Here is a 23,402-nt window from a genome sequence, read left to right as displayed (position 1 = left end):
AGTAGTTTTTTAAACTTTCTCACCACCTCAACCGCGTTAAATACTTGCTGCCTCCACCTCGGTGAAGTCCGCGTTTGCGGTTGAGGAGGCGCATTATAGAGATACTAGGAGGGGAGTCAACTGCTTTCTACAAAGTATTTTTAAGCCTTTGAAATCGTTGAGAAAACAGCACAATAATAACAATAGCATATAGTGCGGCATCAAAGTAACTAGACCTCACCTGCCACGCTATGTGGAGCCATGCGAGGAACAGCGCGGGATAGACCAACATATGCAGCCGCCCCCAGTTTTTCCGCAGCGCCCTGACCGCCCGATTATTAGACGTTATGGCCAGCGGAAGCATAAACAACCAAGCCGCAAAACCGACAATAATATACCTCCGCTCAGCCAACTCCTCTTGGACAATAGTCCAATCCCAAGCGAACAGATAGGTTGTGACAATAAGTAAATGGAAGCTGACATAGAAGTAAGTATACAAACCCAACATGCGCCGAAAGCGCAGAGCCCAGCCCCAGGCTAGCCACGCCCGCAGAGGACTGATTGCCATAGTAAGAATAAAGAAGCGAATCCCCCACTCGCCACTTAGCTGGATAAGCGCTTTAACGGGGTCGGCACCTAGGCTTTGGCTAAGGGCCGCATACACTATATAAGCTAAGGGAAGCAGGCAAAGGACAAAAACTAAGGCCTTAGCAGTACTCCACTGCTTTGATGTCAGCGCAGGCATTAGTAGAAGCGACGCAAATTCATGCCTTTATATAAGCCGGCGACCTGCTCACCATAGCCATTAAACATTTCGGTTTTGATCCGGTTAGGCCGCAATAAGCTACTTGGCAGGCGACGCTCATAAGCTTGGCTCCAGCGGGGATGACTGACCTCTGGATTCACATTGGCATAGAAGCCGTACTCTCTAGGGGCAATACCCTGCCAACTGGTTTTGGGCTTAACCGAAGTAAACCGCATTTTGACAATAGACTTGATACTTTTAAAACCATACTTCCAAGGCACAACCAAACGAATCGGCGCGCCATTTTGGTTAGGTAGGGTTTTGCCATACATCCCCACACTCATAAATGCCAAGGGGTTCATGGCCTCGTCCATTCGCAAGCCCTCGGTATAAGGCCAGTCTATTGTACTGAAGGCAGACCGCTGGCCCTTCATCTCGCGCGGACGACGCAGGGTCGTGAATTCAACGTATTTAGCATCGAAAGTGGGTTCAAACATTTTTATGAAGTCGGCCAGCGAAAAACCCACCCACGGAATCACCATCGACCAAGCCTCTACACAGCGCAAGCGATAGATGCGCTCCTCAAGAGTCATTAACTTCATAATATCTTCAAGGGGATACTTGCCCGGCTTGGCAACATGCCCCTCTACCTCCACAGACCAAGGGTCGACGGTCAGAGCATGAGCATAGCGAGCCGGATCGGTTTTATCGGTGCCGAATTCATAGAAGTTGTTATAACTACTAGCGTCAGAAAAACTAGCGGCTTTTTCATCGGTATAAAAAGGATTATCCGCTGCTTGAATCGCAGGGCTAAAATCTAGGGCTTTACGCAGATCATCACTCGCCGCAAAACCTGCTGCGGGCAATCCCAAACCTAAGACCGCCGCACCCGCGCCAAGCCCCTGCATAAACTGACGGCGCTTGAGGTAAACGCTCTCTGGAGTGATTTCACTGCTGGGGATATCTGAGGGTGAACGAATAAGCATAAGGTGGTTCCCATAAAAGTATGTTCAACTTCTATTTAGATGAACCACGCTCAGCATTGTTACAAAACGCCGCTCATTTAAATCGACGGTATACTGCCTGTACGGGGCCAGACAGGGCATAGATCATAGCTGCCGCCAACAGGACCCGCGCAGGATCTACAGATACCAAGCCAAAGATAAAGACAACGGCAATCATCACCACAAAGGGCACCCTACCGCGGAAATCGATGCCTTTAAAGCTGCTGTATGGCACATTAAGGATCATCAGCAAGCCACACAGGGCCATCAACAGCCCGGCAAACACTTCCAACTCAAAATGAACGCCCTGCTCCACCCAACCCTCTTCAGCGCAAACCCACACCAAACCCGCCATGACCGCTGCCGCAGCGGGACTCGCCAGACCGGTAAAGTAGTTTTTATCTGCGGTTTCTATTTGGGTATTAAAGCGCGCCAAACGCAGCGCAGCGCAGGCGACGTATATAAAGGAGACCGCCCAGCCAAATTTACCCAGATCAACCAAAGCCCAGCTAAACACCACCAGCGCCGGCGCCACGCCAAACGAGACCATATCGGCCAAGCTATCGTATTCGGCACCAAATTTACTCTGCGCGTTCATCAGCCTAGCGACACGACCGTCTAAACCATCAAAAATCATAGCTGCGAAGATGGCGATGGCTGCATTCTCGAAATTGCCATGCATACCGGAGATAATCGCAAAGAAGCCAGAGAACAGGGCTGCAGTGGTAAACAGGTTCGGCAAAAGGTATATCCCGCGCTTGCGCACGGTCTTGCCATCAACAGACACTTCTTCTTCATGGTCATCGATCAGCAATAAGGCTTCTTTCTCAAAGCTTAATTTCGATTTCTCGCTGTCCGGTTGTTCTGTCATAAGGTGTTCAACCTGTTAATACGTTGCAAAGTGACGACATCATAAATTAATTTTGGGAGCTGTACGATGACTTGGCGCAATCCCAAAACGCTTTGACCAAGGGATTTGATAATCGTTGCTGTAACACTACCATACCCACCTCCATACTGGGCAAAGCCGGCTCCACCGGAATCACCCGCACCCGTTCGCGTAAAAAACTAGTTGCCAACACCAATTCCGGCACCACGCCAATGCCAAGACCAAGCGCAACAGTACTAACAATGGCTTCATGGCCGCTCACTTGAGCATAGACACTCGGTCTAATTTGCTGCTGACGAAACCACTGCTCTATTAAGGTTCTGGCCACACCCCGCTCAGGTAAAATAAAGGGCAAAGTCGACAGCACTGCCGGCGTTAAAATTTCATCTCCAGCCGCAATTTGCTCATTTACCGCGCAGGGAATATTCGGTACCAGCAAGCGCAGCGGAGAGCGCGTTAACTCCTGATACTGCAGCCGCGATGACAGCTGCTTGGGCTTTGCGGTAATACCAACATCTTCTCCGCCCTCAACAATACGCTCTATGGCATCAGCCTGGTCACCTGTATGCAATTTCAATTCTATCGCAGGGTATCGCTGCCTAAACACCTCAAGAATATTACTAAGCACGCTATAAGAGGCGGTGACCGAGCAATACACCCCCAATTCCCCTTGCAGCGCCTCACCCTGAATATGCAAACGCTGCAATACCGACTGCCAGTTAACGACAGCTTGCTCTGCATAACGCAAAAACTCGCGCCCAGCAGCAGTTAGCTGCACCCGCCGGTTGTCGCGTTCGAATAAGGCCACCCCCGCCTGATCCTCCAAACGCATAATAGATCGGCTGACGGCTGAAGCGCTTAAATGCATCGCATCGCCGGTACGACCAAAATGCAAAGACTGAGCAAGATGAATAAATGTCTCTAGCTCTTTAATATTCATAGCAGCGCCTTCTCTCAAAGCAGTGTCAGGACGGAAGCAAGTTATCGTTATTGCGCCGAAATACGCAACACTACATCAACTATATATCATTTTACGCAACATAAAAGCAGTGCTAAAGTGGCCGCCATTGTGGAAAAGTGAAATATCACCCTCCCGCAAACCCGTTTTTTTATTAGTCTTTCAGGAGAGCCCCCATGGGTCAGAATTACTTCAATAGCTTGCCGCTGCGTCTTCAGCTGCAAGAACTCGGCAAATGCCGCTTTATGGATCGCAGCGAATTTGCTGACGGCTGCGAATACTTGAAAGGCAAAAAGATTGTCATTATCGGCTGTGGCTCCCAGGGCCTCAACCAGGGCTTGAACCTGCGTGACTCTGGTTTGGACGTTTCCTACACACTGCGCGCAGAGGCGATTGCCGACAAACGCCAGAGCTGGAAAAACGCGACAGAGAACGGTTTTGCGGTTGGTACTTACGAAGAACTTATCCCCACCGCTGACGTGGTTATGAACCTAACCCCAGACAAGCAGCACACCCCTGTTGTTAACGCGGTTATGCCTTTAATGAAGGAAGGCGCCTGCCTAGATTACGCTCACGGCTTCAACCTTGTTGAAGAAGGCATGCAAATTCGTAAAGACATCACTGTTGTGATGATGTGCCCGAAGTGCCCGGGCACTGAAGTACGCGAAGAATACAAACGTGGCTTTGGGGTACCTACCTTGATCGCCGTTCATCGCGAAAACGATCTCAAAGGCGAGGGCATGGCTATTGCCAAGGCGCTGGCGTCTGGAACTGGCGGCGACCGCGCTGGTGTTCTGGAATCTTCACCAATCGCTGAAGTTAAGTCTGACCTGATGGGTGAACAAACCATCCTTTGCGGCATGCTGCAAACTGGCGCCATCCTGTGCTTCGACAAAATGGTTGAGCAAGGCATTGAAGCTGGCTACGCTTCGAAGCTGATTCAATACGGCTGGGAAACTGTCACTGAAGGCCTAAAGTATGGCGGCATTACCAATATGATGGACCGCCTGAGCAACCCTGCCAAAATCAAAGCGTTTGACTTGGCAGAAGAGCTAAAAGACATCATGCGCTCTTTATATGAAAAGCATCAGGACGACATCATCAGTGGCCACTTCTCCAAGACCATGATGGAAGACTGGGCTAATGACGACAAAAACCTTCACGGCTGGCGCGCAGCAACTGCCGAGACTGCATTTGAAAAGACCCCAGCAGGCGATGTTGAAATTAGTGAGCAGGAATACTACGACCACGGCATTTTGCTAGTGGCCATGTGTAAAGCCGGCGTAGAACTGGCGTTTGAATGCATGGTTGCAGCCGGCATGGAGCCAGAGTCTGCCTACTACGAGTCACTCCATGAAACACCGCTGATCGCCAACACTATTGCACGTCGTAAACTGTATGAAATGAACGTTGTTATTTCAGACACTGCAGAGTACGGCTGCTACCTGTTCGATCACGCCTGTCGTCCACTGCTCACCGATTTCATGAGCAAAGTCTCTACCGACATTATCGGCAAAGGCTTAAACACAAAAGACTTGGGCGTAGACAACCAAGAGCTGATTACCGTTAATGCCGCAATCCGCAACCACCCTGTTGAAGTGGTTGGTCGCAGATTGCGCGGCTACATGACTGCAATGAAGAAAATCGTTTAATCGGTATTTAACATCGCGAATGCTCTATTAAAGGCGGCGCCCATTGGGCGCCGCCTTTTTTTATAAAACCCTTCCTCCACAAACCAAAAAAACACACACTCTGCATTCAAGGCGAACCGTCCATTGTGGTGACATTTACCACATTAAGACTTTCACTATGCAGCACTGATGCGTAACATTCTCGCTCCTGAATTTCAGGTTTCACGCTAAACGCCGTGCAACTCACTCAATACACCGAGCCATACCAATACCCTATGTCTAATATTTTTATCGCCGGCCAACGCTGGATTAGCAACCCCGAACCCGACCTTGGCCTGGGCATTATTCTTGAAGCCGAACACCGCCGCGTGGTTATCGCATTTCCGGCTGCGGAAGAAGAGCGGACTTATGCTGCCGCTGCCGCGCCCTTATCACGGGTTTTGTTTCAAGTGGGCGATGATATAGATGTGCCGGGCCAAGGCCCCCTTATTGTTACCGAGCAGCAGGAGCATGGAGGCTGCATCGTCTATTTTGCCAGAGACGAAAATGGCGACGTACACCCCGTACCCGAGCAAGTTCTGAGCGCCAACATCAAGCTCAGCAACGCTAAAGAACGCTTGCTAGCCGGTCAAGTCGAACACTACCGCCGCTTTGCATTGCGGGCAGCCACCCTAGAACAACAAAACACCAGCCAGGCCGCCAGTACCCGCGGCCTACTGGGACCTCGGGTGCAATTACTACCCCACCAAATGTATATCGCCGCCGAGGTCGCAAGCAGGGCCGCTCCAAGGGTTTTACTGGCAGACGAAGTTGGCTTGGGTAAAACCATTGAAGCCGGTCTCATCATTCATCAGTTGTTATTGCTGGAGCGGGCTAAAAGAATCCTGATTGTGGTACCAGACAGCCTGGTTCACCAATGGCTAGTGGAAATGCTGCGGCGTTTTAATCTTAAGTTCAGTATTTTTAACGAAGCTCGCTGCCAACAAATAGACGAATATGAAGACGACCCAAGCAGCATCTTCTTTGACGAAGAAGAGTCTAAGCAGAAAGAAGAGAATCCCTTTGAAGATGCCCAGCTCGTTATTTGTCCGCTTAGCTGGATAAGCACCCATACCCGCCGCCAACAACAACTCTGTGATGCCGGCTGGGACATGCTGGTGGTTGACGAAGCTCATCACCTCCAATGGCATGAAGACGACGACTCCTCAGTAGAATACAAACTAGTTGAACGACTGAGCGCGGAGATCGCCTCAGTACTCTTGCTAACAGCCACCCCGGAAAATGCGGGAATCGATGGGCATTTTGCACGCCTTCGCCTGCTAGATCCGGCTCGCTATCCAGACCTTGCGGCCTTTCTTGAAGAACAGGGGCACTACGAAGAAATCAGCGAACTGATACAAGGTTTAGCTGATACCCCAGAAGCTGCGCTAAACGACGCCGACTTCTGTCAGCGCCTGGAAGCCCTATTAGGCAACAGCCAAGTATCTTCGCTTCAAAACCAGGCGAGCACTGAGCAGCTCGACAAAACCATACGCGACCTTCTCGATCGCTTCGGCACCGGCCGTATGCTGTTCCGCAATACTCGCGCGTCGGTCGGCGGCTTCCCCAAGCGTGTTCTACACGAACACCCACTCAGCGTCCCGCCGGGATATGAGCAGGCCTGCACCACGGCAACCATTGAAGAATCGCTTCATCCAGAACAGCTACTTGGTGTTATGTGGCTAAAAACAGACCCACGCGTCGCTTGGGTAGAGAAATTTTTACTGCAAAACCCCGACGAGAAAGTCTTATTAATTGCAGCCGACTCCAGCGCTGCTAGAGACCTTGAATTACACCTGCGTTTACGTCGCGGGATCGCCAGTGCGGTATTCCACGAAGAACTCAGCTTAATTGAGCGCGACCGCGCCGCCGCCTACTTTGCAGACCCTGAAGATGGCGCCCAGCTTCTGATTTGTTCAGAAATTGGCAGCGAAGGCCGCAATTTCCAGTTCGCACAACATCTCATTTTGCTTGATCTACCGTTAAACCCCGACTTGCTAGAGCAGCGAATTGGCCGCCTAGATCGTATCGGTCAGCTCGGCGATGTTAATTTACATGTGCCCTACTACGCTGACAGCGCTCAAGAAAAATTACTCCTCTGGTATCGCGACGCCGTCAATATTTTCAGCCAACCCTGCACTGTCGGCAATGCGCTAAATCTTGAATTCGGTGACGAGCTCCATGCTGCACTAGCAAATACCGACAATGCCGCTATTAAGGGCTTAATTGCGCGCGCCTCGGCTAAAGCTGTTGAACTACAAGAGCATCTGCGCAAAGGCCGCAACCGCCTACTGGAATTAAACTCCTGTCAACCACAGCGCGCCGCCGAGCTAATTACCGCACTAGAAGCCGAGCAACGCAGCGACACTTTAGCTGAATACCTTGAAATGCTGGCAGAGCAATTCGGGCTCGATCATGAAGACCACAGCGACAACGCCGTGATTCTGCGTCCCGGCGACCACATGATCACCGAAGCATTTCCACACCTGCCAGACGACGGCATCACTGGTACATTTGATAGAGAACGTGCGCTCAGCAGAGAAGACATGGCGTATTTCAGCTGGGAACATCCACTGGTCATCAGTGCCATGGACATGGTCATGTCCAGTGATTTCGGCAGCGCATGTATATGCACTATTGCGGTCAAAGCACTCAAGCCCGGCACACTTTTGCTTGAAGGGTTCTTTAGCCCCGCGCTGCAAGCCCCTGCTTGGCTACAACTGCGACGCTACTTACCGGCGCAAAGCTTCCGTCTTGTCGTCGACCAACAAAACCGCGATCTATCTAAGGCCGTTGCTCACAGCAAATTGAATCAACTGGCGCAAGGCGTGAAGAAAACCTTAATGCCCGTTCTACTGCGCGAGGTGCGCAGCACCATTACCGCAATGATCCCGCATATAGAAAGTCTTGCCGAAGATGCCTGCAAAGATTGGAGAAAGGAAGCCACCGAAGCATTCCAAGCCGAACGCAGCAGCGAGCGTGAGCGCCTACACGCATTAATGAGCCGCAACCCACACGTAGCACCACAAGAGCTAGAGATCTTTGATCAAGAAACCACAATAGGTATGACAGCACTGCAATCCTTGCAACTTAATATGTCAGCATTGCGCCTGGCCATTGTTAGCCAGTAAACGACCGGAGCAAACCATGTACCTATTCTCAGTTAACGCGACGGCCAAAAAAACCCAAGGTGAATTCACCGAGGGCGAACAAGCACCGTTCATTGTCTATGTGGATTTTAAAGATATGTTCGGCGCCGAGAAACTCGCCCAGCTTTTTGTGATGGCTGAAGGCTTTCGCGACGTCACCATTATAAAACGTAAGCTCATCGACAATACCCAGATTCCAAGTAATCCCGCGCTGGCAAAAGATCCACAGATTATTGAAGCGCTGGCAAAAGGCTATTGCGTGCAAGCGTTCAGCGCGCACTAAGCGCGGACTGAAATAGCAGGAAAGCCCACCTAGGCAGCCATGCTAGAAACTCTCTACTCAGAAAACATCTATGCCCACAAATAAAAAAGGCGCCCGAAGGCGCCTTATCGTCTGCATTATGGCGCTTACAGACTCAGTATTTTTTCACCCCGAGCAATACCCGACACACCACTGCGAACCACTTCCATAATCGCGGCTTCGCCAACGGCTTCAAGGAAGGAATCGAGCTTGTCCGCCGCGCCAGTCACCTGAATGGTATAAACGCTGGGACCAACATCAACAATCTGACCACGGAAAATATCGGTGCAGCGCTTAATCTCAGCTCGTTGCGCGCCAGTAGCTCGCACTTTCACCAACATCAATTCACGCTCAATATGTGAACCTTCCGACAAATCCACCAGCTTCACCACGTCGATTAAGCGGTTAAGATGCTTAGTAATTTGCTCTATTTTGTGATCATTACCGGTCGTTGTCAGCGTTAAACGCGACAAGGTAGGGTCTTCTGTTGGCGCAACATTCAAGGTCTCAATATTGTAGCCGCGCTGTGAAAATAGGCCCACCAATCTAGACAATGCACCGGGCTCATTTTCCATCAATACCGAAATAATATGTCGCATCAGGTACGCTCCGTCTTGCTCAACCACATATCACGCATCGATCCGTTTGGCGCTATGTGCATAGGATATACATGCTCGTGCGGATCAACATGGATATCCATGAATACCAAATCATTTTTACGGGCAAAGGCCTCTTTCATCGCCTCTTCCAAATCACTCAACTGGGTCACTTTAATACCAACATGGCCATAAGCCTCGGTTAGTTTGACAAAGTCAGGTAGTGAATTCGCGTAAACACTTTCTGAATACCGGCCTTCATACTGCATGTCCTGCCATTGTTTAACCATGCCAAGATAGCCGTTATACAAGCTGATAATTTTAACCGGAATTTTGTACTGGGCGCAGGTAGACAACTCCTGAATATTCATTTGAATACTACCTTCGCCGGTAACACAGGCCACGTCAGCATCCGGGAATGCCAATTTAGCTCCCATCGCCGCAGGTAAACCAAAGCCCATCGTGCCAAGGCCGCCAGAGTTTAACCAGCGACGCGGCTCATCAAACTTATAATACTGGGCCGCAAACATCTGATGCTGGCCAACATCTGAGCTGACATACGCTTTGCCATGAGTCACCTTGCACAGCGTTTCAATAACCTGCTGCGGCTTAATATAGGGCGACGTAATATCGTAGCGGGGTCTTACCCACAAGCCGTGGGTTTCACGCCATTCGTCAATCTGACTCCACCAGTGTTTCAGGGAATTCGCGTCTGGAAGACTGGAGTCGACCGCACGCATTTCACGAAGAACTGCAATTAGATCAGTCAGCACCGAATCAACCGGACCAACAATAGGCACATCCGCAGTGATGGTTTTAGAGATCGCAGCGGGATCGATATCAATATGTACGATTTTTGCGCCGGGACAGAATTTGCCCGTGGTGTTAGTCACACGATCGTCAAAGCGCGCGCCAATCGCCAGAATCACATCACTGTGGTGCATGGCATTATTGGCTTCGTAAAAGCCGTGCATACCCAACATACCCAAGAACTGACGATCACTAGCAGGAAACGCTCCCAGCCCCATCAGAGTGTGAGTGACAGGGAAATTAAGCTCCCGCGCCAATACCCGCAACTGCTCAGAGGCATTACCTAGAATTACACCACCACCGGCATAAATAATCGGCCGCTTGGCGCCGAGCAACATACTAGCCGCTTTCTTAATCTGCCCAGAGTGACCGCGAGTCGCCGGCGTATAAGAGCGCAGCTTCACTTTTTTAGGATAGTTGTACTCGAATTTGTCATGCGGATTCGTAAGATCTTTCGGCAAATCGATAACAACTGGGCCGGGACGACCACTGGTCGCAATATAGAAAGCCTTCTTAATGATCTCCGGAATATCCTGGGTCCTAGTCACCTGAAAACTGTGCTTAACAATAGGCCGTGAAATACCCATCATATCGGTTTCTTGGAAGGCATCTTCACCGATCAGGTGACTCATAACCTGACCCGCCAAGACCACCATCGGGATAGAATCCATATACGCCGTCGCAATGCCAGTAATCGCATTGGTCGCACCGGGACCAGATGTCACTAAGACCACACCAGGTTTGCCCGTCGCACGTGCGTAGCCATCTGCAGCATGGGTAGCTGCCTGCTCGTGACGCACTAAAATATGGGGTACTTTGCAGCTTTTAAACAAAGCATCGTAAATATGCAGTACTGCACCACCGGGATAGCCAAAGATGAATTCAACACCCTCGTCTTCCATGGCACGCGCGATCATTTCGCCGCCAGATAACAACTCCACTGAAATACCCTCGATTCAGTTTGAATACGCAAAAATCTTGTCACAGCACCGCCGAGACAAACGCTCAGCAAAAGATATGAAACAAGAACAAAGATGTCGAAACACATTACCACCGGATCGCAGCCAACACGGCTGAACTCCGGGCGAAACGCCATAATGCTGCAAGGCAGCGTTTATATGCATCGCGGGATAACGCGGTGCGGGCAATCTCGCAACACAGGTCATGTGTTTGCAGAGTGAATGGAACTACCGAAGGTAGCAGCGCGACACGATGAGCCGCACTCTGTACTTTGGCCGCAGGTAAGCGGCGGGGAAAACAGCCATTTGCTATCGTAAAGATAGACTGCGTATTTTTTAGCCTATGGCGTGCTATGTCAATACCAAACCAGAACTTAATTCAGGATAATTGCCCGCAAGCGCACTCTATCCCGCCATATTAGGGTCGTATTGCTGTCGTTTTTCCACACTGAGAATAATCTGCCATAATCTAAGTCACTCACCTAAAGTACGGTCATTTTCAACCATGAAAAATACTGCTCTAACAATTGCACTTTGCTCCGGCCTCCTGGTTTGCAGCTTCGGAGTCAACGCAGATAAAACAGGTTACTACCGCTGGTCCGACAAGGACGGTAAGCAGCACTTCTCACAGCAGCCACCCCAAGGCCGACCCTACGAATTCGTGAAAACTGGCAGCGGTGCGACAATGAGCAGTGGTGGTGATGACTCTTCCGTCGAGGTCCCGTATTCCAGTAACGAAGCAGACAGCAATAACAATGAAGCGCCACCTGAGAAAATGGAAATTCTTCCTCCGAAAGACCCCGCACTGTGTGAAAAAGCAAAAGCGAATATGGATTCACTTCGAGCTAACGGGGCCAGAATTCGCATTACCAACGCCGACGGCACTAGCCGTATGCTAAACACAGAAGAAATCAAACAGCAGGAAAACCGAGCCCTAGAGGTAATTAAAATTAACTGCAATTAAAGTCGTTGAGCAGCCATATATAGCCCACTAGCAGCTAGCGACAAACCCGCAGCAGGAAAGACCCAGCGCTGATAATGGGCTTGCGCGCTCCAGCGATATAGCAGGGGGAGCACGATAAACACCAGTAGCAACTGGGCGAGTTCAATGCCGACATTGAAACTCCCCAACGCCAGTAACTTCAAGGAACTGGCCGCTAGCAGATCCGACAATACACCGGCAAAACCAAAGCCGTGAATTAGTCCCACCCCCATTGCCAAGCCCCGCTGAAAACGATAATCAACGTCCATCAAAGCCAACACGGCAGCCAAACTAATTGATAACGCAATGGCAATTTCCACGGGTTGTGAAGGCAGACTAAACCAGCCCAAGCTCGCAGCAACCAAAGTAAAACTATGGGCCAAGGTAAACATGGTGACGACCAAAGCCACATCGGTGAATACCTTGCGCAACGGCAGGTGAACACCGTGCTTTCTTAGCCGCGTTGCCGGCAATAGTAAAGCCAATAAAAACAGCATGTGATCATAGCCCAACAACAAATGGACCGCGCCCTGCCAAAGGAATACTTCGGCAGTTTCTAGCGCAGACACCCGCTCACCTAATTTCGCCGTGTTGCTAGATGGCGATAGCACACCAAGTTGTTTCTCACCGCTTATATCGCTCACCAACAATGCGCGGTGCAACGGATCCACATCAAATAACAAAGAATAGCTGAGCTGAACCTCCGGTTGCGCCAAGCAGGTGGAGCGAATCAACCAAACCCCATAGGGTCCATCGCTATGTTCGCTAAGGCCAGCTAACTTAATGACTAAGGGACAGGAATCACCGTCACTGCTAATTGAAATTCGCCGAGCCAACAACTGTGAAAATGCGCTCTCGGCAGCGCGAAGCTCGCCCCACTGAAGCTGTGAATCACCATTCAAATCCAATGACTGAATTCGCTGCATATCCTGCAGGGCGACGTCGAAACGGATTTGCTCTGCGGTGATATACATAAAACTATCACTTGCCTTATGGGCCAACACAGAGCGAGGAAAAGCCGTCGACAAGCCCACTAGCAATACAAGCAGCATGATACGAGACATCATTGAGCTGCCCTGCCTTTAAGTACTTCACGCGCGCGTTTTAGAATAAGCGCATCGGGCCATTCACGTTGATGCGCCCAGTTGTCTTCCGCCATTTCTAAAGCGACTTCCGGATTCTTTTCAATATCAAGTAAGAATTGCGCATAGGCGCGCTTATGCAAAATTTCTCCACGCCAGAGGGCTTCATCAAAGCGCTCCCGCAACATTTTCGCCAGCCTAGTGCCGCCACCTAAATAGGTTTGAGCAATAGCACGGGACACCGCCAGCGCATCAATCGACAAATAGTCTTCGGTGAGCGCTATTACCTGCTGGTAACTATCCTGTGCAAGAAGGGATTCAGCGAGGCGAGCGCGGGTATAAAGATCGTCGCGATTCAGTTGTAAGGTAAGTTGCCACAGAGCGACAGCGTCATCACGACCAGCACGCTCGGCAATATCCGCCAAGGTGCCGCTCGCCCAAATCAGGGCGCGACGATCACTTAAGACCCCAAACTCGGCCATTGCCTGCTTAAGATCGCGGTAGGCGGTTTGCGGTTCCACTAAGGCCTGAAGCTGTTGCTTACAACTGGCCGCGTAAAGATTATTCTGGAAATTCTTGAGTGCGGAGCACGAAAGCTCAGCGGCGGGGTAATCACCACTTACAAAGTTAATCGTAAACCGCATCATCAGCGATTCTAGGGAATCGCCGTCTAAATCTGAAATCCTATTCAAGTCCGCCACTGCTTCGTCAAATAGATGAAGACTTTGCTTGAGTGACGCTCGGAAAAAATAAAATCTTACATCGCGATCATTAGCTGGAATTAAGGCGAGCTCGCGCTCCGCATCCCCTAAATAACGCGGATTAGCAGTATTCCTAAAGGATTTTAGGGCCTGCTCCACGGTATCTAGATGCTCTTGAGGTGTTCTTGCGCTTGAAGGTAGCAATGCCGGAGATGCAGTAAGCCGAAACACGACTGTCGCATCATCACTAGGCTGAAAGATATCCGGCCCGTCTATAGACGCCGCCGACAAGTGACCACTAAGCAAGGCACAATTAGCAATGAGTAGTACGCGAAAAAAAATAGCGCGGCGATGAAACCATCGCTGCGCTAGATTTTGGGTCTGTAAAAGACCCAACAAATTACAGACTATTGACATCGATCGGGTCAAAACTATCCGCAATATTTTTGTCATTCACTGACACCGGCTCGGCATTTTTATCTTGCAAAAGTACCGCCGTGATCAGCTGACTGCCACTTAACTCGGTATTGCCACCCGCCGCTTGGCCATCGCGCTTACTTTCGTTGTTACACGCCGCCAAGCCGAGACCTAAAATAAGAAACAGGCCGCATTTAATGGTGATATTCATAAACGCCTCCTTATCTATTGGTCGTTGCTACACCAGCGAAAGGTGTATTTAGGTATGGGAATACCGTCAGGTAATCACTTGTCACTGGCAAGGCGCCGTCGTTTACAACCGTACCGGAGTTAGCAACTACCGGCGAAGCACCACTTAAATCACAAGTTTGCAGACCATTGGCACCCAATAACGCACCCTCAGCAACAGTAAGGGCAATGTCTACCACATCATCTGTTACACGACGTCCATTCGGAAAACCTGCCAAATCACAGCCTAGAAAACCAAGATCGCTGTAGCCGCTCGCACCTGGAACCACAGTTCCGATTGCCGTGTTTAAGCGAAGCATTTCACCAGGCGTGGTCAAATTAGCCGGAGCGGTAAACTTAAAGTTAGCAGGTGTATCATTGGGGCCAGTCGTTACACCAGTTACAAAGGCCGCTAGCAAATCAGTACGACCGCCTTCTGGCATTGGCGCAGGCACACCGAACAATACTTCAACAATAGTTGGCAGCGTGGGGAACAAGACGTATGTAGCAAAGTTTGCAACGTCGTCTTTTGGCTCACTTGCATTAAATTTGTCTTTATCGGTGATACCAATAACGACTTCATTAACTAGCGGGCTACCCAAACGAGAGACCTGTGTCCAAGCACCCAGCTCTACTGACGGCCCTTTACCTGACGCATTATCCGTTGGGCCAGCCGGTGCTGGATTAAGAACGCGACCCTGACGTTTACTCGCCGTTGTCCACGCGCCAATCACTGTGTCGTCACCGCTAGTTAAACAACTTGCTGGCACTTCTAAGGCCAAGGACGTCACGTTTTTGTCATCGATGGTATTGCTACGCGAATCCCGCGCACCAAGAGGATTGAGGTTTACTTGGTCAAAGATCTCGCCCAAATTCACCACGAAACCTTCGCGGCGCTGGCCCACAAACAAACGACCCGGGGTAGCGCAACCCGGCACGGCCACTTCGTATATAAACTGGTTGGCATAGGCGTTGTAATCGGGAATCGTCAAGGCACCGATGTTATCCACAGGCTTGGTAAATGTAGTGCTACTGCCGCCTGATTCAGTCACTGCGCTACTGCTACCGGTGCGGCGATCACCACTTACCACGTTAACGGTATACGTTTCGACCACATTAAGCAGTCCAGTTTGACCGCCCACTACATTCGCAGGCCCAAAAGCCGCTAGGGGCACTTGAACATCACTGCCAGCGCCGGTATCAATACCGCCGTCGCGAATTAGGCCAGATGCATTCGCTTGGCCGTAGGCGTTATTAAATTCAAATTGAAAGGTTAAATCTTCTACTGCATCGCCATCGTTATCGATATGGATTTCATAGAGAGCAGTGGGATCCATCGTAAAATAATTAGGACCACCGTAAGAATCTTGCAGAGGCTGGTAGTTAGCAATCAAAGTAACAAAATCGCCGCGACCATCTTCATAGCTGCGGAACATATAAAAATCGGTACCATCAACCTTGGGCGAACCGGCAATGAACGGTGCCTCTCGGTGACTTGATGCGACTGCAAATTGACCTATAACACTTGCGCTGAGTAGTGACAGCGCAAGCGCCTGCCCCCGTGTAGATAATTTCATAGTGATACCTCGGTTATTACTTATTGACTGCACTGTACGCAGCCAAAACTAATACCGATCACTAAATAAAATTATCTACACGCCAAACATCAAGCGATTACTTTCACTATTACTGCAACCGTGGCGTGGTGAACACAATGTTTTCACCGTCAACCGTGGCCGTAATAATCTGTCCAGGACTGAACTCACCCTTCAGTAATCGTTGCGCGAGCGGGTTCTCAAAACGCTGTTGAATGGCGCGTTTCAAGGGTCTTGCGCCATACACCGGATCAAAGCCAACATCGGCCAAGCGGCTCATCGCTTCATCACTCACTTCTAAGCGCAATTCTCTTTCGGCGAGACGTTGATTAAGTATTCCTATTTGAATACTCGCAATAGCCTGAACTTGATTTCTGTCCAAGGGCTCGAACACAACCAGCTCGTCGATGCGGTTAATAAACTCAGGTCGAAAATGTCCAGAAACCACGTTCAAAACGGCCTCCCGCATTTTGTCGTATCCGCTAGCGGCCAGTGTCATCTCTTGAATCACATCTGAGCCCAAGTTCGACGTCATGACAATTACAGTATTGCGAAAATCTACTGTTCTACCCTGACCATCGGTAAGACGACCATCGTCTAAAACCTGCAATAAAATATTAAACACATCAGGATGCGCCTTCTCTACCTCATCCAACAAAAGCAAAGAATATGGACGACGGCGTACCGCCTCGGTTAAGTATCCGCCCTCTTCATAGCCAACATACCCCGGAGGCGCACCGATAAGTCTGGCGACAGAATGTTTCTCCATAAATTCCGACATATCGATACGTACCATCGAGTCTTCGCTATCATAAAGAAACATCGACAAGGCTTTACAGAGCTCTGTCTTACCTACCCCAGTTGGCCCCAAAAACAAGAACGATCCGTTTGGTCTATTGGGGTCACTCAAACCCGCTCGAGAGCGCCTTACCGCATTCGATACTGCGTCAACGGCCTCACTTTGACCAATCACTCGGCGGTGCAGCTCATCTTCCATACGCAATAACTTATCGCGTTCGCCTTCCAACATTTTACTAATGGGGATACCGGTCCAGCGCGATACCACTTCAGCAACTTCTGCTTCAGTTACCTTATTGCGGAGCAGCTGCATTTCGCCATGATCTACCGCATCGGCATCGAGGAGTTTTTTCTCTAATCCCGGAATAACCCCGTACTGCAATTCTGACATGCGCGTCAGATCACCGGCGCGGCGGGCGTTATCCATATCTAATTTGGCTTTCTCAAGATCCACCTTAACTTGTGCAGAACCTTGCAACGCCGCTTTTTCACCTTTCCAAATTTCTTCTAAATCTGAAAATTCTTTACCAACTTTATCAATATCCAAATTTAATTTATCTAACTGTTTACGCGCCGCGTCATCATCCTCTTTCTTTACCGCCTCACGCTGTATCTTTAATTGAATTAAGCGTCGCTCAAGCTTATCCATGACCTCGGGCTTAGAATCAATTTCCATACGAATACGGCTTGCCGCTTCATCAATCAAATCGATGGCTTTATCAGGCAACTGACGATCGGTAATATAACGCTGCGACAGTTTAGTCGCCGCGATAATAGCCGCGTCGGTAATATCAACACTGTGGTGGACTTCATAACGCTCTTTTAGACCACGCAGAATCGCAATGGTATCTTCTTCAGATGGCTCCTCGACTAACACCTTCTGAAAGCGGCGCTCTAGGGCCGAGTCTTTTTCAATAGACTGGCGATATTCATTCAAGGTTGTCGCGCCAACGCAATGCAATTCGCCCCGCGCCAGCGCAGGCTTCAACATATTGCCGGCGTCCATCGCACCCTCGGCCTTACCTGCACCAACCATGGTATGTAATTCGTCGATAAATAAAATTACCCGGCCTTCTTCTTTACCCAGCTCATTCAATACCGACTTTAAGCGCTCTTCAAAATCCCCGCGAAATTTAGCGCCCGCTAATAGAGCCGCCAAATCCAGGGAAAGGACACGCTTACCCTTTAAGCCTTCGGGTACTTCACCATTAATTATTCGCTGCGCTAAACCCTCAACAATCGCGGTTTTACCAACTCCCGGCTCACCAATTAGAACCGGATTGTTTTTTGTTCTGCGCTGCAGGACTTGGATAGTGCGTCGAATCTCGTCATCGCGACCTATGACCGGATCTAGCTTGCCCGATGCAGCTCGTTCGGTTAGGTCGACAGTATATTTATCAAGTGCTTGCCGCGACTCCTCTGCTGAGGCGTCATTGACAGGCTGGCCACCGCGAACTTTATCGATGGCCGCCAGTAAGGCAGGTTTGGCGACACCGTTGTCAGTGATCAACTTTGCGGCTTCACCGCCAACTTCGAGCATGGCCAGTAAAATTAATTCGCTGGAGATATAGCTGTCTTGGCGCTGCTGCGAAATCTTATCGCTTATATTAAAAATCTTGGCCAAGGCTTGAGATACGTGGACATCGCCACCAGCACCTTGCACCGTTGGCAAACGACTCAACTCAGTCGCCACCGCCTGCTCTAATGCCGGAATATTAGCGCCAGCCTGAGTCAACAAGGGTCTCGTGCTGCCGCCTTGCTGTTTTAACAATGCAGACAACAAATGGACGGCTTCGATATATTGATGATCCTTACCTAGCGCTAAGGATTGCGCATCGGCAAGTGCAGTTTGTAAAGAATTAGTAAAACGATCAGCACGCATATCGGGCTCCCCCAAAAGATCACGAATAGACAAAGTAATACTTCGCCTTCCCTAAACCATAAATGGGGGGCTAACTGAACGATTTCAAGCAGAATAGCTAAGGAGATACCGCTATAAATAATTAGCGGCGATAAATAAGACTGACCTGACGACCGGTTTGGCCATCGCGCCGAAAGGAATAAAAACGATCGGCATCAGCATAGGTACACAGATCTCCTCCACCGACCCAGGCCACGCCTAGGTTTTGCAGCTGACATTGGGCGAGTGCATTAATATCAGCATAAAAATGTCCTGCCTTATAGGCAGAGGGTCTAAATGCATTCTCAATTTGAGCCTTAGACACGCCGCTAAATTCTTTTAAGAAAGCCCGATACACTTCTGGACCAACCTCAAAATGCGCTTGTGATATAGCGGGGCCTATCCACGCCATCAATTCCTGTGGGGGACAATTAAAAGCGGTCACGGTATTGACCAAGACACCGGCGCACAAGCCTCGCCAACCCGCATGAGCCGCAGCAACCTCGCCACCGTCTATGCGACAAAACAGGACGGGGATACAATCGGCGGTTAACACTGCACACCCTAGCCCCTTGGCTCGGGTAATGCTGGCATCCGCGCAAACTGGCGCCGCTCGGACGTCTGAGACCTCACAAACCTCAATGCCATGCACTTGCTGCAGCCACACAATGGCATCCAAATTATCGCAGGCCGCGAGTAGGGCCGCTCGGTTCTTGGCAACGTTTAAAAGTGAGTCATCGACATGATCGCCGAGATTAAAGTGGGAGTATGCCCCAACACTAGCACCCGCATAGCCCGCCAAACCTTTTCGGGTAGTCGACAATGCCAGCACATTTGCAGGTGCAGGCCAATTAGGGGCTATAAGATAATCACTCGCTATCATTCTGTGGGCTCCAGTCTCACTCGATACCACTGCGCAAAAATAATCTAGCGAACATCTTCCGTGGACAGAACCGCCAACAAAGCCTTCATATCATCAGGAAGGGGCACCTCCCAAGACATGGTATCGCCGGTGATAGGGTGTTCCAGCTCCAATTTACGGGCATGGAGTGCCTGACGGTCAAAGCCCCGCAGAGTATTAATCAGCAATTCAGTCGCGCCTTTAGGCAAACGCGGACGCCCGGCATATAGCGGATCACCCAATAAGGGGTATTTTATGTATGCCATATGCACCCTAATTTGGTGGGTGCGGCCAGTTTCTAAGAAACAGCGAATATGGGTGTGATTAAGAAAGCGGCGCGTTACCCGATAATGGGTCACGGCATCTTTGCCGCCAATTTGCGATACCGCCATCTTAGTGCGCTGGCGGGGATGACGCCCCATAGGCTCATCCACCGTGCCGCCGCCTGTCATGGTGCCAAAGACCACGGCGTCGTATTCCCTGTGTACTTCCCGCGACTGCAATTGCGCAACCAAGCTGGTATGAGCTTCCACGGTTTTAGCGGCAATCATCAAACCAGTGGTATCCCGGTCGAGACGATGGACAATACCCGCTCGCGGCACTTTATCGATCTCAGGGTAGTGATTGAGCAGCGCGTTTAGCAAAGTACCATCAGGATTACCTGCACCGGGATGGACAACCAGCCCCGCTGGCTTGTTAATCACGATGACGTAATCGTCTTCGTAGACAATATCCAAATCGATGGGCTCAGCCACCGAGCGCACTTCAACCTGTAATTCTGCCTTTAAACACAGTGTTTCGCCGTCCACAACCTTGTCGCGGGTACGCCTAAGTTCACCGCTAACAGTGAGTTCGCCGCTTTTTATCCAGGTTTGTAGCCTAGAACGGGAGTACTCTGGGAACAACTGCGCCGCCACCTGGTCGAAACGACCGCCATTGTGGGCTTCGGGGACGATTTCCTGTCGATCAATAATCTCGGTCATATGTGATTCTTTATACCATCTGCGCGCTGTGTTTAAATAGCAGGCCCTCGCTTGGCAAGGGGTCGTTAGGATATTCCGCTATTTGGAAAAATTACATGAAAGCTGTCGTTAAGGTCTTTACACTACTATTTATTACCGTTTTGGTCGCCGGCTGTGCTGGCAAACCAGACCGCCCAGATTTATCTGAACGGGAAATATACGAAACCGCGCAAGGCTACCTGAAAAGCAAGAACTTTGCATTGGCTGTTGATAATTTGCAGCTACTGGAAAGCCGCTACCCATTTGGCCCTTACGCTGAACAAGCGCAATTAGAAATCGTTTACGCTCACTATCGCCGCGGCGATAATGACGCTGCTGTTGCCGCTGCAGATCGCTTTATCCGTCTACATCCGCGGCATGAAAAAGTCGACTACGCCTATTATATGCGCGGTCTCGCAAACTATACCGATGGCGAAGGCTTCTTGGAGCGCTTTATTCCCACCGATATGACCCAGCGTGACCCCGGCTCGACTATTCAGTCGTTTGACGACTTCCGCCAGTTGCTGCAACGCTTCCCTGACAGCGAATACGCTGACGACGCCAAAGCGCGGATGATTCAGTTGCGCAACCGCTTGGCTCGTTACGAAATCAATGTCGCTAATTACTACTTTAAGCGCAAAGCCTATTTGGCAGCGGCTAATCGTGGTCGCTACGTAATTGAAAACTTGCCACAAACTCCGGCAACACCCGACGCACTGGCGGTTATGGTTCAGGCATATTTGCTATTGGGCATGGAAGATTTAGCCGAACAGTCGCTAACGGTATTGCGTAAAAACTTCCCGGACCATCCTTCACTGGATAAAAAGGGCAACTTTATCAGCCAGGTCGGGGTTGATCAGGAAGGCTCGGTGATAAATAAGGCGACTCTCGGTTTATTTGACCGATACGACCCACCCAAATTTGATAACCGCGAACAGGAGTAATACTCCGGTCGAATGGCATTGAATTAAAAAAGGCAGCTTAGGCTGCCTTTTTTGTGTCCACTACCTATCTAACACAAGCTAGAAGCCGCGACTATGCAGTCGCGGCAATGTATTCCTGCAATTTTGCATCGGCCTCATCGCCGAATAAAATCTCGCAGGCTTCTTTCAAGCCCGGTGCATTGATAATGTCATCACGACGCACCACCAGAGAAATCTTAGATCGGCGACGTAAAAAATCCTCCAGCTTAGTAATCATTTCCCTTCGCGCCGCATGCTCTATCTCGCAGCGCAGATACTCCGCATTCTCAATCAGTAACTCAGCGCTAGTGGGATCCTCGCGAATCATCTCTAACATCTCTAGGGCGCTGCGACCATAACGCCGCCACAAACGCTGCGTTAAGGGCTCTGAAGACGATGCATCCGTCAAATCATCAAGCCCCATTAACATGGCTTGATGCATGAACTCTTCTTTCACACTATTGCTAGGCTCGCCGTACCAACGTTTAGCAGGAAACGGCACAGCGACACCCATTTTAGCAACGATGTCCGACACTTCGTCGCCCACATTCAAGCAGTCGGTGAGCTTACCCCCAAAAATGCTTAAATGCTGATCGTCGCTATTGGTATCTATTGCATGCTTACGCGACAGCTTAACCCAGTCAGCCACACCCTCGCGTCCCTTTAACGCCAGCGGCCGCACACCACAGCGCTCGGCAATCACATCGTCGGGGGTCAAGGGCCGCTCAAGCTTCAATACGGCATTCACATTATCGAGTACGAACTGACGATCTGCTGCGGTCACCTCAACCTCGGGACTACTCTCCTGAGTGTCGGTGGTGCCAATACAGGTCTTTGGCCCCATGGGAATCACAAAGAACAAACGCCCGTCACTGGCAAAAAAAGTGAGAATGCGGTGGGTTTCAGATATCCGATCAACAATTAAATGAATTCCCTTAGAAAATAAATGCCGGTGCTCGGTGTCTTGACCTGTAAGGTCATTATGAGCATCAACATAGGGGCCGCAGGCATTAATCAATACCCGACTGCGCACCTCGAATGTCTCGCCGCTCAGTTTATCCTGCAACTGGGTATGCCACAGCCCGCCACGGCGTTCAGAGCCCATAGACTCTACATAATTGGCGGCGATACAACCGTAATTCAAACTGCTGCGAATAAAATTAAACACAAAACGGGCATCGTTATCGTAAAGATAGCAGTCGGAGTATTCAAAGCCACCGGCTGCCAAGGCAGTATCAATAACGCCATCACGTTTACTCAATCCAGCTGGGCTCAGATATTTGGGAGCACGTGTGGCAAAGCGACCAATAATCCAGTAAAGAATGGTGCCAAGGTAGACAATAAACGGCGGAAAACGAAAGCCTTTTTGGATGGTGGTCAAAAACCGAATTTCTTTTACCGTTGAGGGATAGCTGCGCATCAAGTGATTGCGGCTGCGGCAGAGTTTGTCGACCAAAAAGTATTCATGATTTTCTAAATACTTAATGCCGCCCCAGGCTAAATTAGATGAATTGGAGCTGGTTGAGCCGGCAAAATCACCGCGATCAACTAAAGCGACCTTCACACCTTTGGCTGCCAAGGACGCCGCTGACACCGCTCCATTTATGCCGCCACCTAAAATCAATACGTCGAAATAACCATCGCGCAGTTTGCTGACATTGTTTGCCCGTAATTCCATTGCGATCCCGATTTTCTTTCAGAGGTAATTAAAGAGTGCGTACTTAGCGGTTATAAAAACCACCACAGATTAGAGCTACGAAGCAAAAAACTCGCCG

Annotated in this window: 19 protein-coding genes; 5 read left to right on the top strand and 14 right to left on the bottom strand. The window is 50.1% G+C overall.

Going from position 1 to position 23,402, the window contains the following annotated elements:
• Positions 1-127: 127 nt before the first annotated feature.
• From msrQ to ilvY, 4 genes are all read right to left on the bottom strand, one after another.
• Positions 128-724 carry a protein-methionine-sulfoxide reductase heme-binding subunit MsrQ gene (gene msrQ / locus AB4875_RS17245; RefSeq protein WP_368377357.1) on the bottom strand — a complete coding sequence of 199 codons (597 nt, stop codon included), beginning with the start codon at positions 722-724 and terminating at the stop codon, positions 128-130.
• Positions 724-1,710: a protein-methionine-sulfoxide reductase catalytic subunit MsrP gene (gene msrP / locus AB4875_RS17240; protein ID WP_368377356.1), complete on the bottom strand. Its 987-nt coding sequence runs from the start codon at positions 1,708-1,710 to the stop codon at positions 724-726. The genes msrQ and msrP overlap by 1 nt, the downstream gene beginning before the upstream one ends.
• Before the next feature lie 73 nt (positions 1,711-1,783).
• A complete protein-coding gene (gene pssA, locus AB4875_RS17235; protein ID WP_368377354.1) occupies positions 1,784-2,599 on the bottom strand; it encodes a CDP-diacylglycerol--serine O-phosphatidyltransferase in 816 nt (271 codons plus the stop codon).
• 46 nt (positions 2,600-2,645) lie between these two features.
• On the bottom strand, positions 2,646-3,557 hold the full coding sequence (gene ilvY / locus AB4875_RS17230; RefSeq protein WP_368377353.1) for an HTH-type transcriptional activator IlvY: 912 nt from the start codon (positions 3,555-3,557) through the stop codon (positions 2,646-2,648).
• A 194-nt stretch (positions 3,558-3,751) separates the two neighbouring features.
• Here ilvY and ilvC point away from each other — a divergent pair, with 194 nt between their 5' ends.
• From ilvC to AB4875_RS17215, 3 genes are all read left to right on the top strand, one after another.
• Positions 3,752-5,227, top strand: coding sequence for a ketol-acid reductoisomerase (gene ilvC, locus AB4875_RS17225; RefSeq protein WP_368377352.1), 1,476 nt, complete (start codon positions 3,752-3,754; stop codon positions 5,225-5,227).
• Positions 5,228-5,481: 254 nt separating this feature from the next.
• On the top strand, positions 5,482-8,376 hold the full coding sequence (gene rapA / locus AB4875_RS17220; protein ID WP_368377351.1) for an RNA polymerase-associated protein RapA: 2,895 nt from the start codon (positions 5,482-5,484) through the stop codon (positions 8,374-8,376).
• 16 nt (positions 8,377-8,392) lie between these two features.
• Entirely contained in the window at positions 8,393-8,677 is a 285-nt protein-coding gene (locus AB4875_RS17215) for a hypothetical protein (RefSeq protein ID WP_368377350.1), read from the top strand.
• 125 nt (positions 8,678-8,802) lie between these two features.
• Here AB4875_RS17215 and ilvN read toward each other — a convergent pair whose 3' ends face one another.
• Positions 8,803-9,294 (bottom strand): acetolactate synthase small subunit, encoded by a 492-nt coding sequence (gene ilvN / locus AB4875_RS17210; RefSeq protein WP_368377349.1) that lies wholly within the window; start codon positions 9,292-9,294, stop codon positions 8,803-8,805.
• Positions 9,294-11,042 carry an acetolactate synthase 3 large subunit gene (locus AB4875_RS17205; RefSeq protein ID WP_368377348.1) on the bottom strand — a complete coding sequence of 583 codons (1,749 nt, stop codon included), beginning with the start codon at positions 11,040-11,042 and terminating at the stop codon, positions 9,294-9,296. Before AB4875_RS17205 ends, ilvN begins: the two co-directional genes overlap by 1 nt.
• A 523-nt stretch (positions 11,043-11,565) precedes the next feature.
• Between AB4875_RS17205 and AB4875_RS17200 the strand changes: the two genes are divergently transcribed.
• Positions 11,566-12,024: a DUF4124 domain-containing protein gene (locus AB4875_RS17200; RefSeq protein ID WP_368377347.1), complete on the top strand. Its 459-nt coding sequence runs from the start codon at positions 11,566-11,568 to the stop codon at positions 12,022-12,024.
• On the opposite strand, the gene AB4875_RS17195 is transcribed toward AB4875_RS17200, so the two are convergent.
• The 7 genes from AB4875_RS17195 to rluD all read right to left on the bottom strand — a co-directional run bounded on the left by AB4875_RS17195 (position 12,021) and on the right by rluD (position 20,647).
• A complete protein-coding gene (locus AB4875_RS17195; RefSeq protein ID WP_368377346.1) occupies positions 12,021-13,109 on the bottom strand; it encodes a HupE/UreJ family protein in 1,089 nt (362 codons plus the stop codon). The genes AB4875_RS17200 and AB4875_RS17195 overlap by 4 nt on opposite strands.
• The gene (locus AB4875_RS17190) at positions 13,106-14,278 is read right to left on the bottom strand and encodes a tetratricopeptide repeat protein (RefSeq protein ID WP_368377345.1); all 1,173 of its coding nucleotides are present in this window, start codon (positions 14,276-14,278) and stop codon (positions 13,106-13,108) included. The genes AB4875_RS17195 and AB4875_RS17190 overlap by 4 nt, the downstream gene beginning before the upstream one ends.
• Positions 14,226-14,453, bottom strand: coding sequence for a hypothetical protein (locus AB4875_RS17185; RefSeq protein ID WP_368377344.1), 228 nt, complete (start codon positions 14,451-14,453; stop codon positions 14,226-14,228). Before AB4875_RS17185 ends, AB4875_RS17190 begins: the two co-directional genes overlap by 53 nt.
• Before the next feature lie 10 nt (positions 14,454-14,463).
• A complete protein-coding gene (locus AB4875_RS17180) occupies positions 14,464-16,047 on the bottom strand; it encodes a DUF4331 domain-containing protein (protein WP_368377343.1) in 1,584 nt (527 codons plus the stop codon).
• Between the two features lie 109 nt (positions 16,048-16,156).
• Positions 16,157-18,745 (bottom strand): ATP-dependent chaperone ClpB, encoded by a 2,589-nt coding sequence (gene clpB, locus AB4875_RS17175; RefSeq protein ID WP_368377342.1) that lies wholly within the window; start codon positions 18,743-18,745, stop codon positions 16,157-16,159.
• A gap of 121 nt (positions 18,746-18,866) precedes the next feature.
• Entirely contained in the window at positions 18,867-19,646 is a 780-nt protein-coding gene (pgeF, locus tag AB4875_RS17170; protein WP_368377341.1) for a peptidoglycan editing factor PgeF, read from the bottom strand.
• Between the two features lie 44 nt (positions 19,647-19,690).
• Entirely contained in the window at positions 19,691-20,647 is a 957-nt protein-coding gene (gene rluD / locus AB4875_RS17165; RefSeq protein WP_368377340.1) for a 23S rRNA pseudouridine(1911/1915/1917) synthase RluD, read from the bottom strand.
• A gap of 95 nt (positions 20,648-20,742) precedes the next feature.
• Here rluD and AB4875_RS17160 point away from each other — a divergent pair, with 95 nt between their 5' ends.
• Positions 20,743-21,609, top strand: a complete 867-nt coding sequence (locus tag AB4875_RS17160) for an outer membrane protein assembly factor BamD (protein ID WP_368377339.1) — start codon at positions 20,743-20,745, stop codon at positions 21,607-21,609.
• A gap of 91 nt (positions 21,610-21,700) precedes the next feature.
• On the opposite strand, the gene AB4875_RS17155 is transcribed toward AB4875_RS17160, so the two are convergent.
• Positions 21,701-23,305, bottom strand: coding sequence for a glycerol-3-phosphate dehydrogenase/oxidase (locus AB4875_RS17155; RefSeq protein ID WP_368377338.1), 1,605 nt, complete (start codon positions 23,303-23,305; stop codon positions 21,701-21,703).
• Between the last annotated feature and the right edge of the window lie 97 nt (positions 23,306-23,402).

The sequence above is a fragment of the Zhongshania sp. R06B22 genome (assembly GCF_040892595.1).
GTDB lineage: Bacteria > Pseudomonadota > Gammaproteobacteria > Pseudomonadales > Spongiibacteraceae > Spongiibacter > Spongiibacter arctica.
This window is presented reverse-complemented; position numbering and strand designations above follow the sequence as displayed.